Origin of the sequence: Spirillospora sp. NPDC048819, assembly GCF_040650055.1 — a bacterium.
Taxonomy (GTDB): domain Bacteria; phylum Actinomycetota; class Actinomycetes; order Streptosporangiales; family Streptosporangiaceae; genus Spirillospora.
In genome coordinates, this window is the sequence record NZ_JBEZGN010000001.1 from 623,826 (window position 1) to 640,360 (window position 16,535).

A 16,535-nucleotide genomic window follows, 5' to 3' on the forward strand; every position below is an offset into this window, starting at 1 on the left:
GCCGACCGTCACGCGGTCCGCCGGAGCCTGGACAGAATCGGGACGGCGGCCAGGAACACCCAGGTGACCAGCACGAACGGCCAGGTCAGGGTGTGACCGCCGACCACGTCGAACAGGTCGGTGAGGCCGGCGGTCAGGCCGGCCGCGGTCGCCGCCCCGATCGCCGCGTAGACGACGCCGACCGGGGACAGCACGATGAACGTCCCGGTCAGCGCGATGCCGGTCAGCACGGCGTTGTAGCCGTACAGGCCGGCGCCGAGGTCGGCGGCCTGGGCCCCGAACCACCAGCCGATGAGCAGGCCGAGCAGGCTCGACGCGAACGCCGCCGCGGCGACCAGCCGGCTCGCCACCGCCAGCCCGATCAGGAAGATCAGGCCCACGTACCACTCGTCCTGGAAGAACACCTGGCCGATCCCGTTGAACACGCCCTGCCAGAAGTCGTGCCACGTCATGGCCGTGCCCGGGTCGGTGGCCGACGGCGGGGAACTGTCGGGGTGGCCGGACCAGACCCGCTCGAAGGACGGCGCGCCGATCACCACCGCGGTCGTGACCACGCAGAACGGCGCGGTGAAGGTGGGCAGGTTGTACGGCTTCAGCACGGTTCTCATCGCCGCGGTGAGGACGCTGCCGGCCACCGCCGCGCCGATGACCAGCGCCGCCGTCATCCAGCTCGTCCCCAGGTAGAGGACCAGGCCGACGCCGATGAGCGTCCCGCAGAATCCTTCGAGCCCGAGCGAGATCTGGTTCCAGGTGACCCCGAGCAGGTAGGCGGTCAGGGTGGCCGCGACGGTGCCCAGCAGCCCGAAGACGCCGAACTCCCAGCCGCCGACGAACAACGCGACGATGAAGATGAGCCCCGTCCAGTGGCTGGACTGGAAATCGACCTGGGCCACGCCCCGGGGGACCGTCAGCGCCGCGTCCACCGGCCCGGGTGACGCCGGCGGCCGTTCCTCACCATGAGCGTCACCCTCGGACGACGATGGTGGCGCCACGGATGCACTCCCATCTCAGATGCAGGTCAAAGGCAGGACAGTCGGGACCTTCCGCCCATTCGGAAGGCGACGCCCGGACCAGTTCCCCGGCCACCGCCTCATAAATTCTCGTGTTCCCCAATAACTGACCAAACCGCAATGGCGCGGGTTTGCCCGGCGACCGGGAAGCGAAGCCTAGGGGCGGAGGCTTCACTCGCCCGTCCGGCTTTGCGGGAAGAAAAATCAACCGATAGGTCTGTATATGTCGACCGGTCTTAATACGGGCGATTCCGCCTGGATGATGGTGAGCACCGCGATGGTGCTCCTCATGACGCCGGGGCTCGCCTACTTCTACGGCGGCATGGTCCGTTCGAAGAACATGCTGACGATGCTCTACATGAGCTTCATCAGCATCAGCCTGGTGACGGTGGTGTGGTTCCTCTACGGCTACGGGGTGGCGTTCGGCGATGACGTCGGCGGCGCCGGGCTCATCGGCTGGGGCGACTGGCGCCTCGGCAACATCACGCCGGACACGCTCCAGGGGCGGATCCCGGAGCAGATCTATGTCTGCTTCCAGCTGACGTTCGCCATCATCACCGTCGCGCTGATCAGCGGTTCGATCGCGGGACGCGCCCGGTTCGGCCCGTGGGTCCTCTTCGTGGTCGTGTGGGTGACGCTGGTGTACCTCCCGATCGCGCACTGGGTCTTCGCCGACTCCGGCTGGATCAACGAATGGGGCGTGATGGACTTCGCCGGCGGCCTGGTCGTCGAGCTGAACTCCGGCATCTCCGGGCTCGCCATGGCGCTCGTCCTCGGGCCCGGAATCGCGTTCCGGCGCAGGGAGGGCCCGCGGCCGGACAACGTCCCGTTCGTCCTGCTCGGGCTCGGCCTGCTGTGGTTCGGCTGGTTCGGGTTCAACGCGGGTTCGGCCCTGACCGACGGCGCCGTCGCGACCCGCGCCTTCGTCAGCACGATGCTCGCGGGCTGCTCGGGAATGCTGACCTGGCGGCTGATCGAATGGCTCCGCTTCCGGCACCTGACGAAGCTCGGCTCGACCTCCGGGGCGCTCGCCGGGCTCGTGGCCATCACCCCGTCGTGCGCCTTCGTCAGCGTCGAAGGTGCCCTGGCCATCGGGGTCGTGGCCGCCGCGGTGTGCACGTACGCGGTGGAGCTGAAACTCGTCGCCGGCTACGACGACACCCTGGACGTCACCGGGATCCACGGCGCCGGCGGGATCGTCGGCGTCCTGTCGCTCGGATTCCTGGCCACCGGCTGGGACAAGGGCACGGCCGGCCTGTTCTACGGCGGTCCGGTCTCGGTGCTCGGCAAGCAGCTCGTCGCCGTGCTCGCCGTCGGCGCCTACGCGTTCATCGTCACCTTCGTCATCGGCAAGGTCATCGACCGCCTCTTCCGGATGCGGATGACCGACGAGGAGCAGGCGCGGGGAGCGGACGCCGGCTTCGCCGAAGGCTGACCCGGGGCCGCCTGGTCAGGCCCAGCGTTCGGCGCCCGGCCGTCGTGCGGAGGCGAGGCTGAGCAGGGCGATCAGCAGCAGGAGGACCCCGCCCGTCCACAGCGGGGCCGCCACGGAGAACCCCCTGCTGAGCAGCGCACCCGCCGCCGCCCCCGCCAGCAGAGCGCCCACCGACAGAACCCTGCGCACGATCTGCTCCCGGGATTGCGAGGCATCGGCGACCAGGGCGGTGATCGTGGTCGTGACCACGACCGTCCGGACGTCGGGCACGTTGACGCACCGCACGATCGCGAACTGCCACCCCATCGAGGTGGCCAGGACGGCGATCAGCACCTGACGATGAGAGGTGTCGGTATGGCCGTAACTCGTCACTATCAGGGCCGAGGCCACGAGAGGGACCGTCTGGACGATCGACGCCGCACCCAGCAGGATGCCGCGGTGGGCCGGCCTTCTGAACACCAGGCGGCCCCCGGCAACGGCTCCGGCGCAGAAGAACAGGGTCGACAGGGCCGGGCCCGTCACGCTCCCGCTACCACCGAGTCCGAATCCGAGAAAGATGATATTTCCCGTTATGTTCGCGACGAAGACATTGCCGAGTTCCATATAGCTGAAGGCATCCACCAAACCGGTGAATATCGTAAGAAGAACCAATATCAACGGCAGCGGTCCGTGATCGCGCGCTTCGGGCATCCGATCAGTCTCGCAAGAGGCGAAGCCGGCTCCCTGGAGTCGGATCGCGGTGTGTCGCCGACCGGCGCCGGATCAGCTCACTGCCTTTCGGTCCGGAAGCGCGCGGATGAGGAACGCGATGACGACCAGCGACGACAGCGCCCACCAGACATGCGCCTCCCCCCAGGCGACCGGGTCGAGGCGCGTCATGTACAGGTAGCCGAAGGCGCCCCAGAGGAGGCAGACGGTGATGGCGGGCCAGGTCCCCCGGCCCGACCGCATGATGAGGTACGGAATCGGCCACGCGAGGTACTGCGCACCGAACCGGTAGGTCACGATGAGGAAGACCAGCAGCAGCGCGAGGGTCAGGTCGACGGGGTCCGCCCTGCGCCACCACCAGAGGGCGGCGAGCAGCGAGAGCGCGAGGACCGGGGTGCCGACGGTCCCGTACCCGGCGGCCACCACCTGTTCGCCGCCGGTCGCGATCGCGGTCCATCCCCAGTCCCCGACGACCGGGCGTGCCGACAGCGACGCCGACAGGGTGGCGGGCAGCCGGTCGACCGGGGTGCCGAAGACCGGGACGCTGCTGAGCAGGAACGCGATGGGGACCGCCGCCGTCCACACGAGGACGGTGAGCCGGTGCCGCAGGGCGGGGACGGCGAGCAGGATGCCCGGCAGGAGCAGCGCCGACCAGTTCGCCGAGGTCACCGACAGGCCGATGAGCACCCCCGCCAGATGCACGCGGCCGTTGCGGGCGGCAAGGAGCGCCGCCACGCCCAGCGCCAGCGTGATGGGCCCGAACTGGCCGTGAAGGGCGGCCACCACCAATACCGGTGGCGCACACGCATACTGAAAGCCGCGCAGGGCACGGACTCGTGGGGTCGGATCCGCGCTCAACCTCGCCACCAGCGGGATCAGAGCGAGGTCGGCCAGGACGGGAACCAACCGTCCGGTGATCTCCCAGGGAAGCCCCACGAAGTCGCCCAGTGCGCGGACACCGGCGAGGAGGTATGCCAGCAACGGCAGGAAGTGCCAGCCGCCCTCGCGCAGTTCGAAGAGCGGATCCTTGCCGTCGAGCACGGCGTCGGCGGTGGCGGGGAAGTCCACGGCCAGGTCATAGGGCTGCCAGGCGTCCTGCGCGGCGATCAGCATCACCACCGCCCGCAGCGCCGCCCCGACGGCCAGCGCCGCCCACAGCGGGGGCGCCCACCGCCGCCGTGCGGCGAGCAGGGCGAGGGCGAGCCCGGCCGCCAGCGGCAGTCCCATCGCCAGAACATGGATCACCGCTCGCCTCCCGTTCGTTGATCATCATGCCGGACCCGGTTCGGGTCGCCGTTTCGAGTCGGTGCCCCGGCCGCAGTTCCGTTAGGGTCGGCGATCAGAAGTTTCACGAGCGTACGGCGGGTGAGCCAATGACAGGGACGACGGCCCAGCGGCAGGACCCGGGCCTTGCGGGTGCGCGGGTGCTGGTGACCGGGGGAGCCGGATTCATCGGCGGCCGCCTGGTCACCGCCTTGCTGGACGCGGGAGCGGAGGTCGTCGTCGCCGATCGGCAGCCCCATCCCGACCCCGCCGTCCGGTCGGTGGTCGGCGACCTGTGCGACCCGGAGGTGCGCCGCGCCGCGGTCTCGGCCGGGCTGGACGCGATGGTCCATCTCGCCGCGGTGACCTCGGTGCTGCAGTCCGTGGAGGACCCGGCCGGCGTCTACCGGCTGAACGTCGAGGCCACCGCCGATCTGCTGGAGCTGTGCCGCGAACGCGGCGTGCCGCGCGTGGTGTTCGCCTCGACCAACGCGGTGACCGGCGACGTCGGCGGCACCCCGATCAGCGAGCGGATGCCGCTGCGGCCGCTCACCCCCTACGGCGCGACGAAGGCGGCGGCGGAGATGCTGCTCAGCGCCTACACGGGCGTGTACGGCATGCAGACCTGCGCGGTGCGCTTCGCGAACGTGTACGGGCCGGGCATGCGGCACAAGGACAGCTTCGTCCCGCGGCTGATGCGGGCCGCGGCCGCGGGCGGCGGCGTCCAGGTCTACGGCGACGGCACCCAGCTGCGCGACTACGTCCATGTCGACGACGTGGTACAGGCCGTGCTGCTGGCGTGGCGGACCTCCCACACCGGCCCGCTCGTCGTCGGGTCGGGGTCGTCGACGAGCGTCAACGACCTGATCGAGACGGCCCGCGCCGTCACCGGCGCACCCATCCCCGTCGAGTACACCCCGGCCAAGGCGGGTGAGATGCCCGCGGTCGTCCTCGACATCTCCGAGGCACGCGCGCTGGGCTACGAGCCGCATCACGACCTCCGCTCCGGGATGGCGACCGTCTGGCCCGAGTTCGCACCGGTGGAGGTCGCGTGACCGGGGCACGGGACGCCGCGGACGGTGGCGCGCACCCCGCGGGCGACGCCGTGGACGAGGCGGCGGCGTCGGCCTTCGCCGACGAGTACGGCATGAAGCTGCCGCCGATCGCGGTCGTCATCGCCGCCTACGACGAGGAACGCGGCATCGGCGAGGTCGTGCGCTCGATCCCCGCAGCCGTCGCCGGACGCGCCACCGCGGTCATCGTGGTGGTGGACGGGGCGACCGACAAGACCGCCGCCATCGCCCGCGAATGCGGCGCGAAGGTCTGCGACGTGCCGGTCAACCGCGGGCAGGGCGCGGCGCTGCGGCTGGGCTACCGCCTCGCCCGCGAGGGCGGCGCCGAGTTCATCGTCACCACCGACGCCGACGGCCAGTACGACTCCGAGCAGATCCCGCGGGTGCTGGCACCCGTGCTGGACGGCGAGGCCGACTTCGTCACCGGGTCGCGCCTGCTGGGCCGCCAGGAGACCTACGACCGCGTCCGCCGCCTCGGCGTTCACGTCTTCGCCTGGCTGGTGAGCAGGATGACCGGGCAGCGCATCACCGACACCTCGTTCGGCCTGCGGGCGATGAGGGCCGAGGTCACCGGCGCCGTCACCCTCCGGCAGCCGCAGTACCAGTCCTCCGAGCTGCTCATCGGCGTCATCTCCAGGGGGTACCGGGTGCGGGAGGTGCCGGCGACGATGCGGCTCCGCGCGGCCGGGGCCACCAAGAAGGGCGGCAACCTCGTGTACGGCTTCCGCTACTCACGCGTCGTCGTCGGGACCTGGTTGCGGGAACGCCGCGGGGCGTCCGCCTCACCCGCCCCGGGCCGGGTGCCGGGGTCGCCCGCGAAGACGAGGTAGTGGAACAGGACGAACTTCACCACGAACATCAGCCCGTAGACGGCGAGGAAGACCCCGCCGACGAACGCCGTCCGCAGGCCCTCGGACTCGAACATCCGGGGGCCCAGCCGGTCCGCCGCGCCGGTCGCCCACGCGGAGACGACCATGCTCGCCACGGCGATCCCCCAGTACGGCACCAGCTCCCGCCACAGGGACGCGCGCCCTCGCCGTCCCCACGCCCACCGCCGGTTGAGGACGTAGTTCAGGCCCGCGCCCGCGCCCCAGGCGGCCACGGACGCGGCACCCGGGCTGAGGAGCCCGGGGCCGTACGTCAGCAGCAGCGTCGCCTCGCTCGCCACCGCCGCGAGCACCGAACCGATCGTGTACCGCGTGAAGATCAGCCGGAAGGCGCGCCGGCCGCGGGACGCGGTCGGCGCCTTGTCCCCGGACCGGGCCCGAGAGCGGGGCCGGGGCTGGGCGGGATCGGCGTGCATCAGTCCCGCGATGCCTCCGGCTCGGCCGGCACGCGGGCGACGGCCAGGACCGACTGGCCGAAGGGCACCGGCAGGAACCGGTCCAGCACCCGGGTGACGGGGACGATCACACGGTCGTAGACGCCGACCGCCCCGCTGTTGGGCGCCGCCGCCTTCCCGAGCCGCATGGCCGCCCACCAGGCCAGGCCGCCGAGCAGGTTCACCGGCCGCACCCGCTCGCACTCGAGCCCGGCACGCCGGATCGCGTCCCGCAGCGTCGTGGGCGTGTAGCGGCGGAAATGCCCGACCTTCCGGTCGAAATCGCTGTACAGGCTCTGATAGCCGGGCACCCACAGGACGATCGTGCCGCCGGGCACGACCGAACGCGCCAGCGAGGCGAGCACGCTCGCGTCGTCCTCGAAATGCTCCAGCACGTTGATCGCCACGACGGAGTCGACCGGCCGGTCGAGGCGGTCGCCCGCGTCCAGGTCGAAGCCGCGGACCTCGATCTCGCCGGCGGCCTTCCCGTCCCCGGCGAACCGGTCCTTCATCATCGCCACCGCGTCGGGGTCGACGTCGGTGACCACGAGACGGTCGAGCCCGGAGAACTGGGCGGAGAACTCGCCCAGGCCGGCGCCGACCTCCAGCACGGCGGCGCCGCAGTGCGGGGCGATCAGATCGAACTGGTAGCGCCGGTAGCGGGGCTTGTCCGCGCCCGCGGACTCGGCGTCCCGGTCTCCGAGCCCGCGGCCGGTGGCGCGGGTGAAGGCGCCCTGCGATTCGTTCATGGGGCTCCCGGACGTCACGTTTCCTGCACGGGTCCGGCCTGCTCGCGCCAGTTGACCTTGGGGCGCAGGGCCTCGTCCTTCGCCCGGCCCGAGTAGCGCTTGGCCACGTCGAACAGCGAGGTGATCAGCGTGTCCGAGAGCAGGTGCGGGGACAGGCCGAGGTCCAGCAGCCGGGTGTGGACGACGTTGTAGTAGTGCTCCTCGCGCTCGACGCGCGGGTTGTCGAGGTGGTCGATCCGGACGTCGCCGGGGAAGCACCGGGCGACGGTGTCGGCCAGTTCCTGGACGGACGCCGCCTCGGTCATCTGGTTGAACACCCGGAACTCGCCCCGCTCGGCGGGGTTCTCGCAGGCCAGCTGGACGCACCGGACGGTGTCGCGGATGTCGATGATCCCGCGGCGCTGCCCGCCGCTGCCGTACACCGTCAGCGGGTGCCCGAGCACGGCCTGGATGACGAACCGGTTCAGCACGGTGCCGAAGACGGCGTCGTAGTCGAACCGGGTCGCCAGCCGGTCGTCCAGCATGGTCTCGGGGGTCGCCTGCCCGTAGACCACGCCCTGGTTGAGGTCGGTGGCCCGCAGCCCCCAGATCCGGCAGGTGAACTCGATGTTGTGGCTGTCGTGGACCTTCGACAGGTGGTAGAACGACCCGGGCCGCTTGGGGTACAGGACCCGGTCGCGGCGGCCCTTGTGCTCGACCTCCAGCCAGCCCTCTTCGATGTCGATCTCGGGCGTGCCGTACTCGCCCATCGTGCCGAGCTTGACCAGGTGGATGTCGGGGTCGACCTCGCCGATCGCGTACAGCAGGTTCAGCGTGCCGACGACATTGTTGACCTGCGTGTACACGGCGTGCTTGCGGTCGATCATCGAGTACGGCGCGGCGCGCTGCTCCGCGAAGTGCACGACGGCCTCCGGGCGGAACTCGCGCAGCATCCCGTAGGTGAACTCCGCGTCCGTCAGGTCGCCGACGTACACGCCGATCGATTCACCGGTGAGTTCGCGCCACGCCTCGACCCGGGTCTGCAGCGACTCGATCGGCACCAGGCTCTCGACGCCGAGTTCGAAGTCGTACTGCCGCCGTACGAAGTTGTCGGCGACCGCGACCTGGTGACCGCACTGCGACAGGTGCAGGGCGGTCGGCCAGCCGAGATATCCGTCGCCGCCGAGGACTAGAACACGCATGTACCTCTCCTGTAACTACCGCGAGCCACGGCGGGCGGGACGAAACCGCGATCGCGTCCACCCCCTTCGGGACGTGGCGAGGTGGGCCGAAGTGGTCAGCATGGTCCCCTCCTGAGCCGCGCGTAACCACCATGCCGACAGGTCTTCCCGGCTCATCTGGCCGACACCCTATCGACCATCTCAACCTGGCGGCCATCGCACGCGGCCGCGCCGCGTCGAAGCCGTTCGGAACTACGCGCCGACGTGGACGAACGCCGCCCAGGCCCCTGAAAGGCCGGGCCGGCGGTTCCGCAACCGGCGCGCGGTGGCGTACAACGCGCGGCCGGTCCCGGCAGTTCCCGCTCTGCTCGTGGCCGCCGGGCGGCGCCCGGCCCGTCCGGTCGGGGTCAGCGGCGGCGCCACAGTTCCGGTGAGCGGGCGCGTACGCGGAGCCGGCCGGTCCCGAAGACCAGGACGAGCAGGACCGCTCCGGCCGCGAGGGTGGCCAGGGCCATGATCACCGCCATGGACGGGGTGGTCGTCGCCCAGAACACCGTGAAGACGATGAGCGCGACCGCGACGATCGACACGGGCCCGGCGAGACTCATCCGGGACGCCCGGATCGGGTGCTCTCCGTCGACGTGGCGGGTGGGGTCCGGGAGCGGCATGGCGTCCCCTTCGGGGGCGAGCCGGCGTGGCGTCACCCGCGGGCGGGATGCCGTCGTTGCCGGATGCCCCTCAGTCTACGCGAGCGTATCCGCGTGTCCGTTGCGTAAGCTGGCTCTGCCGAGGGCATTCCGTGCGCGGGCCGATCTTGCCGGCGCCGTCCCCGGCGATTCACGACCCGGTACCGCAATGGACCGAGAATGAGGCCCGCTACATGGCCCGCTCCGCTCAGTTCGCCACCACGCCCGCCCCAACCGCGCTTCCCGAACACGAGACGGCGCCGCCGCGGTTGCGCCTGGCGCCGGGAGGCGGGGGACGCGGTGTCATCGACGGCGGCTGGTGGCCGCGGTCGCGCGTCGCCGTCACCGAACTCACCGCGCTGGTGACCGCCCTCGCCGAGCCCTCGGACATGATCACCCGCGTGAACGTCGACTTCGACGACTGGGACGACGTCCCGCTCCGCATCACCGTCCTCGGACACGAGGTCAGGGTCGGCTGGCTGGCCCACCTCGACCACATGATCGCGGTGACCCGCGGCCACGCGGACCCGACGCTCCTGCTGGTCATCCCGCCGGCGGCGACACCGCTCTCGGCGGAGGCGGCCCTGGCCAGGGCCGCCGTGGAGACCGAGGACGTGATGCCGCAGGAGATCCTGGCCTCCTGCGACATCTCCACCGCCCGCACCTGAGTCCGCGCGCGGCCCCACCTGCCGAAACCGGATCCGGTCGGGGGTGGATCGATACCGGTTCACCCCTAGCTTCCCGAATCAAGTTCTAGTATCTAAGAAGCACAACCGGCTCCAGTCCATCAGGAGGCATCAGTGGAGACTCGAGCAGCGATCCTGTGGGAACCGCACACCGACTGGAGCGTCGAGGACATCGAGCTCGATGATCCCAAGGCGGGCGAGGTCAAGATCAAGCTCGCCGCGTCCGGCCTGTGTCATTCCGACGAGCACGTGGTCACCGGGGACATGGTGCTCAGCGACGAGATCGCGGCGCTGCTGGGCGCGGAGCAGTTCCCGCTCATCGGCGGCCACGAGGGCGCCGGCGAGGTCGTGGCGGTCGGCCCCGGCGTCACCACCCTGCAGGAGGGCGACCATGTCGTCCTGTCATTCGTCCCGGCCTGCGGCCGCTGCCCCTCGTGCGCCATGGGCCGCCAGCACCTCTGCGACATGGGCGCCGTGCTGCTGGCCGGACGGCAGATCAGCGACATGACCGCCCGGCACCACTCCAAGAGCGGCAAGGACCTCGGCACCATGTGCTGCACCGGCACGTTCGCGCCGTACACCGTGGTCAACGAGGCGTCCGCCGTCAAGATCGACGACTGGATCCCGCTCGACAAGGCGGCGCTGGTCGGCTGCGGCGTGACCACCGGCTGGGGCGCGGCCGTCAACGTGGCCAAGGTGCAGGCGGGCGAGAGCGTCGTGGTGATCGGCCTCGGCGGCATCGGCATGAACGCCGTGCAGGGCGCGGCCATGGCCGGCGCCCGCCACGTCATCGCCGTCGACCCGGTCGACTGGAAGCGGGAGAAGGCGACCGAGTTCGGCGCCACCCACTCCGCCGCGTCCATGGAGGAGGCCGCCGCCAAGGTCATGGAGCTCACCTGGGGCGCCAACGCCGACAAGGTCCTCCTGACCACCGGCGTCGCCACCGGCGACCTCATCAACCCGATGATGAGCATGGTCGCCAAGGGCGGCCGCGGTGTCGTCGTCGCGGTCGCGCCGATCCTCCAGGAGGACGTCAAGCTGAACCTGTTCGACCTGGCGATGCAGCGCAAGGAACTGGTCGGCTGCATCTTCGGCAACGCGAACCCCCGCCGCGACATCCCGCGCCTGCTGCGCCTCTACGACGAGGGCAAGCTCAAGCTGGACGAGCTGGTCACCAACACCTACACCCTCGACCAGGTCAACCAGGGCTACCAGGACATGCGGGACGGCAAGAACATCCGCGGAATGATCAAGTACTGACCCGGTCGGGGACGTCCGGTCCGTGCTGCGGCGCGGGCCGGGCATGACCCGCCGGAACGGTGGCGGCCCGGAGTGCCGGCCGGACGTGGATCCCGCCGCCGGGCCCGGCCGGAAGACGCCCGGCCGCCTCCCTGGTCAGCTGCGCCCACGCGTCGTGCTCGTCCCCGGACTCCCGCACCCGGAACTCGACCCTGACCTCGAACCCGAGGCGCACCACCCGCGTGACGACCGCCGGGGTCGTGCCCGGCCCCGGTTCGCCGGAGATCTCGACGTCGTGCGGCCGGAGCAGCCTGCCGCCGAGTTCGGTGACGGGTCCGAGGAAACGCATCACGAACGGGCTCGCGGGGTTGTCGTAGACATCGCCCGGCGTTCCGGCCTGCTGGACCGCGCCGTCGGCCAGCACCACGATCGTGTCGGCGACCTCGATCGCCTCCTCCTGGTCATGGGTGACGAAGACGGTCGTGACGTGCACCTCGTCGTGCAGGCGGCGCAGCCAGGTCCGCAGTTCCCTGCGCACTTGCGCGTCGAGCGCGCCGAACGGCTCGTCCAGCAGCAGGACCTCGGGGTCGACGGCCAGCGCCCTCGCCAGGGCCATCCGCTGCCGCTGCCCGCCCGACAGCTGCGCCGGGTACCGGGCGGCGAACCGGTCGAGATGGACGAGGTCCAGCAGCTCCCCGACCCGCCGCCGGATCTCGGCCTTGGGCCGCTTGCGGATCTTCAGGCCGAACGCGACGTTCTCGAAGACCGTCAGGTGCTTGAACGCGGCGTAGTGCTGGAAGACGAACCCGACGCCGCGCCGCTGCGGCGGCAGCCGGGTCGCGTCCCGGCCGGAGATCATCACCCGGCCCGAGTCGGGCCGCTCCAGCCCCGCGACCACGCGCAGGAGGGTCGACTTGCCGCCGCCGCTGGGCCCCAGCAGCGCGGTCAGCGAGCCGGAGGCGATGTCCACCGAGACGTCGCGCAGGACGGCCGCCTCACCGAACGACTTGTTCACGTCACGGATCTCGATCGCCATCACTTACCGTCCTCGGGTCTCAGAAGCCTGGTCGCCAGCAGGCTGACGACCGCGAGCGCCGCCAGCGAGAGCGCGGCGGCGTAGGACGCCTGCACGTCGAAGTTCTCGAAGCGCTCCTCGACGAACAGGGTCAGGGTCTGGGTCTCGTCCACCACCCGGCCGGAGACGACGGCGACCGCGCCGTACTCCCCCAGCGCGCGGGCCAGCGACAGCACGATGCCGTAGCCCAGCGCGGACCGGATCGCGGGGAGGGTGATGCGGCGGAAGGTCTGCCATCCGCCGGCCCCGAGGGTCCGCGCGGCCTGCTCCTGCTCGTCGCCCATCTCCTCCAGGACCGGGACGATCGCGCGCACCACCAGCGGCAGGCAGACGAACACGGTCGCCAGCACCATTCCCGGCGTGGAGAAGATGATCTGGACGCCGTGGCTCTCCAGCCACCCGCCGGCCGGGCTGAACGCGCCGTACACCAGGATCAGCGCCAGCCCGACCACGACCGGGGAGACCGCGAGCGGCACGTCGATCAGCGCGTTGAGCAGCCGCCTGCCCGGGAACCGGTGCCGGGCCAGCAGCAGCGCCGCCGGCACTCCGAACGCGGTGTTGAGGACGACGGCCCAGCCCGCGACCACGAAGGTGACCTGGAACGCGTGCAGCGCCGAAGGCGTCGACAGCGCGTCGAGGAACGGGCCGGGGCCGTCCTTGAACGTCCGCCAGGCGATCAGGCCCACCGGCAGGATCAGCAGGAACAGCAGGTAGGCGAGGACGACGAGGCGCAGCGCGTGCTTAACCACGGCGGGCCCCCCAGCGTCCGAGCAGGTCGATCGCGAGCAGGATCAGCAGCGACAGCACCAGCAGGGCCGTCGAGATCGCCGCCGCGGCGGCGGTGTCGTCGCTTTCGATCCGGCCGAAGACGTGCACGGCGGCGACCTGCGTCTTGAACGGGACGTTCCCGGAGATCAGCACCACCGAGCCGAACTCGGCGACGGCGCGGGCGAAGGCCAGCGCCGTGCCGGTCAGCATGGCGGGGATCAGGTTCGGCAGGATGATCCGCCGGAAGATCGTCGACGGGCCGGCGCCCAGCGACGCCGCGGCCTGCTCCATCTCCCGGTCCAGTTCCAGCAGGACCGGCTGGACGGTCCGCACCACGAACGGCAGCGTCACGAACAGCAGCGCCACGACGACCGCCGCCCGGGTGTACACCAGCGTGACGCCGACCGGGCTGTCGGTGCCGTACAGCGTCAGCAGGACCAGGCCCGCCACGATGGTGGGCAGCGCGAACGGCAGGTCGATCAGCAGATCCAGCACGCCCTTACCGGGGAAGGAGTCGCGCACCAGGACCCAGGCGATCAGCGTGCCCATGACCAGGTTCACCAGCGCCACCACCAGGGAGGCGCCGACCGTCAGCTTCAGCGCGGCCCAGGCGTCCGGGGCGGTGATCGCGTCCCAGAAGCCGCCGGGCCCCTGCGAGGCGCCCTTCCACACCACCGCGGCCAGCGGGATCAGCACCACCGCGCTCAGGAAGACGGTCGCCATGCCCACACCGAGCGCGGTGCCGCCCCGTCCGCTCAGGAGGGACCTGCCGGCCCCTGCCGCCACGGGTTTCTCTTTCACCGTCGCCTCGTTCATCGACGGGGCTCAACCCTCCACCGAGACGCCGGCGCCCTTTTCGACGTCGGCCATGATGCCGCCCTTGGGGTCGAAGAACTCCCGGGCGACCTTCTCCCATCCGCCCAGGTCGGCGATGGTGAACAGCCCGGCCGGCCGGGGGAACCGCTCGGCGCCGGGAACGCCGTCCGCCACGGGCCGGTAACCGTTCTCGACGAAGATCTCCTGCGCCTTCCTGCCGCGCAGGAACGTCACGAAGGCGCGGGCCTCGGCGGCGTGCGCGCTGTTCTTGGTCACCGCGACCGGGTTCTCGATCAGGATCGTGGAGTCGGGCACGGTGTAGTCGAGCGGCTGGCCGCTCTGCTTGGCGAAGATGGCCTCGTTCTCGTACGCCAGCAGCACGTCGCCCTTCCCGCCCGCGAAGGTCTGCAGCGACTTGCGCGCGCTGGAGTCCTGGACGGGCACGTTCTTGAACAGCGCGTGCAGGTAGGCGGTGCCCGACTTCACGTCGGTGCCCTTGTTCGCCTTGGCGCCGTATCCCGCGAGCACGTTCCAGCGCGCCCCGCCGGATGTGAAGGGGTTGGGGGTGATGACCTCGACACCCGGGCGGATCAGGTCGTCCCAGGTCTTGAGGTTCTTGGGGTTGCCCTCGCGGGTCGCCAGGACCACCACGGAGTCGGTGACCATCCCCCGGTCCGGCCCGGCGTTCCAGCCGGGGGCCACGAGACCGGCGTCCACCAGCCGCGTCATGTCCGGCTCCAGGGACAGCGCCACGATGTCGGCCTTCAGGCCGGACGCCACCGCACGGCTCTGCTCGCCGGACGAGCCGAAGGACTTGGTGAACGTGACGTTCTCGCCCTCGGGCGTCTTGCGGTACTCCTTGATGATCGCCTCGTATGCGGCCTGGGGCGTGGAGTAGGACACCAGCGACAGCCGGACCTTCCCGCCTTCGGAGCCCGCCGGGCCCCCGCAGGCGACCGCGCCCGCGACGATGGCGGCCAGCCCCAGCACCATCCCTGTCCTGCGTGCAGGCATCATCACTCCAGACCTTTCCTACTTGTTAGGTCTGAATAGAATGGTATGACCGGGACGCCCCCGTCAAGGCGCCGCCTCCGCTCGTGACCTCCCCCACATGTTGATCAAGGCGATTGTGTAACCGCGACATGTGGCGGCCGTCACAGGGCTCCTCGACCATGACGGCACCACCCCCACCCGAGGAGTTCACGTGCGTCTGAGAATCAGACAGGGGATCTGGGCCGCGATCGCGGCCGTGGCCCTGGCGACTACCTCGCTGTCCATCGTCCACGCCGCCGTCCCGCCACCGACCCGCGCCCCGCTCGCCAAGTACGACGTCAGCGGCACCTACGTCAGCGGGGTGTCGGCCGGCGGCTTCATGGCCAACCAGCTCCACGTCGCCTACTCGTCCGTGTTCCAGGGAGCCGGCATCTTCTCCGCCGGCGCCTACGACTGCGCGCAGAACAGCCTGAGCACCGCGCTCAACGCGTGCATGGCGACCTACCTGCCCCGCAAGACCCCCGCCCAGCTCGAACAACTGACCCGCGACCGCGCCGCGGCCGGCACCGTCGACCCCGTGGAGAACCTCCCGGGCGATCCGGTGTGGCTGTACCACGGCACGTCCGACACCACCGTCGCCGAGGCGGTCAACGACGATCTCGCCACCTACTACCGCGACCTGGGCGCCGACGTCGTCTACGACAGCGACTCCCCCGCCGGGCACGCCTGGATCAGCCCGATCGGCCCCGGCTCCTGCTCGGTCACCCAGTCGCCCTGGATCAACGACTGCGGCGGCGACGCCGTCAAGGACATGCTGACCCACCTGTACGGCGCGGTGCAGCCCGCCGCCTCGTCCCTGACCGGACGGCTGATCCAGTTCGACCAGAACGCCTACGTCCCCGGCGGCGACGCCACCGCCATCAGCATGGGCGACGAAGGGTTCGCCTACGTCCCACAGTCGTGCGAGCAGTCGACCTGCAAGCTGATGGTCGCGCTGCACGGCTGCTACCAGTACTACGGCAACATCGGCAACACCTTCATGGACAAGGCCTACCTCAACGAGTACGCCGACACCAACGCCACGATCGTCCTGTACCCGCAGGCCACCGCGTCGGCGGCCAAGGGCAACCCGCGCGGCTGCTGGGACTGGTGGGGCTACCAGTCCGCCCAGTACCCGCTCAAGACCGGCCCGCAGATGACGGCCGTCGTCAACATGGTCGCCGCCCTGAGCGACGGCGCCACCACCCCGCCCACCACGCCCCCGACCACGCCTCCCACCACGCCCCCGACCACGGAGTGCGTGACCGCGTCCAACTACGCCCACACGACCGCCGGACGAGCCCACCACTCCATGGGCTACACCTACGCCAACGGCTCCGACCAGAACCTGGGGCTGTGGAACCTCTTCACCAACAGCACCATCAAGGAGACCAACCCCGGCTACTGGGTCAAGTGCTGACCTGAGCCCTGCCGGGCAGCAGTGTGGCGCGGCGGTCATGGGCCGCCGCGCCACAGTGGGGAGTTAAGGACGTGCGGGGGGCAGCCCGCGCCGC

Annotated in this window: 17 protein-coding genes; 6 read left to right on the top strand and 11 right to left on the bottom strand. The window is 70.8% G+C overall.

Going from position 1 to position 16,535, the window contains the following annotated elements:
* Positions 1-8 precede the first annotated feature (8 nt).
* Positions 9-992 (bottom strand): urea transporter, encoded by a 984-nt coding sequence (locus tag AB0C35_RS02990; RefSeq protein ID WP_358449777.1) that lies wholly within the window; start codon positions 990-992, stop codon positions 9-11.
* Positions 993-1,269: 277 nt separating this feature from the next.
* Between AB0C35_RS02990 and AB0C35_RS02995 the strand changes: the two genes are divergently transcribed.
* Positions 1,270-2,445, top strand: coding sequence for an ammonium transporter (locus AB0C35_RS02995; protein WP_358449779.1), 1,176 nt, complete (start codon positions 1,270-1,272; stop codon positions 2,443-2,445).
* A 15-nt stretch (positions 2,446-2,460) separates the two neighbouring features.
* Here the strand turns inward: AB0C35_RS02995 and AB0C35_RS03000 are convergent, their stop codons facing one another.
* Complete coding sequence (locus AB0C35_RS03000) at positions 2,461-3,135, bottom strand: YoaK family protein (protein ID WP_358449781.1); 675 nt, start codon at positions 3,133-3,135, stop codon at positions 2,461-2,463.
* A gap of 72 nt (positions 3,136-3,207) precedes the next feature.
* A complete protein-coding gene (locus tag AB0C35_RS03005; RefSeq protein ID WP_358449783.1) occupies positions 3,208-4,398 on the bottom strand; it encodes a glycosyltransferase 87 family protein in 1,191 nt (396 codons plus the stop codon).
* 128 nt (positions 4,399-4,526) lie between these two features.
* Here AB0C35_RS03005 and AB0C35_RS03010 point away from each other — a divergent pair, with 128 nt between their 5' ends.
* Positions 4,527-5,471 (top strand): NAD-dependent epimerase/dehydratase family protein, encoded by a 945-nt coding sequence (locus AB0C35_RS03010; protein WP_358449785.1) that lies wholly within the window; start codon positions 4,527-4,529, stop codon positions 5,469-5,471.
* On the top strand, positions 5,468-6,319 hold the full coding sequence (locus AB0C35_RS03015) for a glycosyltransferase family 2 protein (RefSeq protein WP_358449787.1): 852 nt from the start codon (positions 5,468-5,470) through the stop codon (positions 6,317-6,319). The genes AB0C35_RS03010 and AB0C35_RS03015 overlap by 4 nt, the downstream gene beginning before the upstream one ends.
* Here the strand turns inward: AB0C35_RS03015 and AB0C35_RS03020 are convergent.
* The 4 genes from AB0C35_RS03020 to AB0C35_RS03035 all read right to left on the bottom strand — a co-directional run bounded on the left by AB0C35_RS03020 (position 6,217) and on the right by AB0C35_RS03035 (position 9,387).
* Positions 6,217-6,792, bottom strand: a complete 576-nt coding sequence (locus AB0C35_RS03020) for a GtrA family protein (protein WP_358449789.1) — start codon at positions 6,790-6,792, stop codon at positions 6,217-6,219. The two genes, AB0C35_RS03015 and AB0C35_RS03020, sit on opposite strands and share 103 nt — an antisense overlap.
* Positions 6,792-7,559, bottom strand: a complete 768-nt coding sequence (locus AB0C35_RS03025) for a class I SAM-dependent methyltransferase (RefSeq protein WP_358449791.1) — start codon at positions 7,557-7,559, stop codon at positions 6,792-6,794. The genes AB0C35_RS03020 and AB0C35_RS03025 overlap by 1 nt, the downstream gene beginning before the upstream one ends.
* A gap of 14 nt (positions 7,560-7,573) precedes the next feature.
* Positions 7,574-8,740, bottom strand: coding sequence for an NAD-dependent epimerase/dehydratase family protein (locus tag AB0C35_RS03030; RefSeq protein ID WP_358449793.1), 1,167 nt, complete (start codon positions 8,738-8,740; stop codon positions 7,574-7,576).
* Between the two features lie 386 nt (positions 8,741-9,126).
* Positions 9,127-9,387, bottom strand: a complete 261-nt coding sequence (locus AB0C35_RS03035) for a hypothetical protein (protein ID WP_358449795.1) — start codon at positions 9,385-9,387, stop codon at positions 9,127-9,129.
* Positions 9,388-9,599: 212 nt separating this feature from the next.
* Between AB0C35_RS03035 and AB0C35_RS03040 the strand changes: the two genes are divergently transcribed.
* A complete protein-coding gene (locus tag AB0C35_RS03040) occupies positions 9,600-10,073 on the top strand; it encodes a DUF5994 family protein (RefSeq protein ID WP_358449797.1) in 474 nt (157 codons plus the stop codon).
* A gap of 132 nt (positions 10,074-10,205) precedes the next feature.
* Positions 10,206-11,351: an NDMA-dependent alcohol dehydrogenase gene (locus AB0C35_RS03045; RefSeq protein WP_358449799.1), complete on the top strand. Its 1,146-nt coding sequence runs from the start codon at positions 10,206-10,208 to the stop codon at positions 11,349-11,351.
* Here the strand turns inward: AB0C35_RS03045 and AB0C35_RS03050 are convergent.
* The 4 genes from AB0C35_RS03050 to AB0C35_RS03065 are packed head-to-tail and all read right to left on the bottom strand — an operon-like array spanning position 11,341 to position 15,003.
* Complete coding sequence (locus tag AB0C35_RS03050; protein ID WP_358449801.1) at positions 11,341-12,366, bottom strand: TOBE-like domain-containing protein; 1,026 nt, start codon at positions 12,364-12,366, stop codon at positions 11,341-11,343. The two genes, AB0C35_RS03045 and AB0C35_RS03050, sit on opposite strands and share 11 nt — an antisense overlap.
* Complete coding sequence (locus AB0C35_RS03055) at positions 12,366-13,154, bottom strand: sulfate ABC transporter permease subunit (RefSeq protein ID WP_358449803.1); 789 nt, start codon at positions 13,152-13,154, stop codon at positions 12,366-12,368. Before AB0C35_RS03055 ends, AB0C35_RS03050 begins: the two co-directional genes overlap by 1 nt.
* Positions 13,147-13,974, bottom strand: coding sequence for a sulfate ABC transporter permease subunit CysT (gene cysT, locus AB0C35_RS03060; protein WP_358449805.1), 828 nt, complete (start codon positions 13,972-13,974; stop codon positions 13,147-13,149). Before cysT ends, AB0C35_RS03055 begins: the two co-directional genes overlap by 8 nt.
* Before the next feature lie 24 nt (positions 13,975-13,998).
* Entirely contained in the window at positions 13,999-15,003 is a 1,005-nt protein-coding gene (locus tag AB0C35_RS03065) for a sulfate ABC transporter substrate-binding protein (RefSeq protein WP_358449807.1), read from the bottom strand.
* Between the two features lie 190 nt (positions 15,004-15,193).
* On the opposite strand from AB0C35_RS03065, the gene AB0C35_RS03070 reads away from it, so the two are divergent.
* Complete coding sequence (locus tag AB0C35_RS03070) at positions 15,194-16,441, top strand: PHB depolymerase family esterase (protein ID WP_358449808.1); 1,248 nt, start codon at positions 15,194-15,196, stop codon at positions 16,439-16,441.
* The last annotated feature ends 94 nt before the right edge of the window (positions 16,442-16,535 follow it).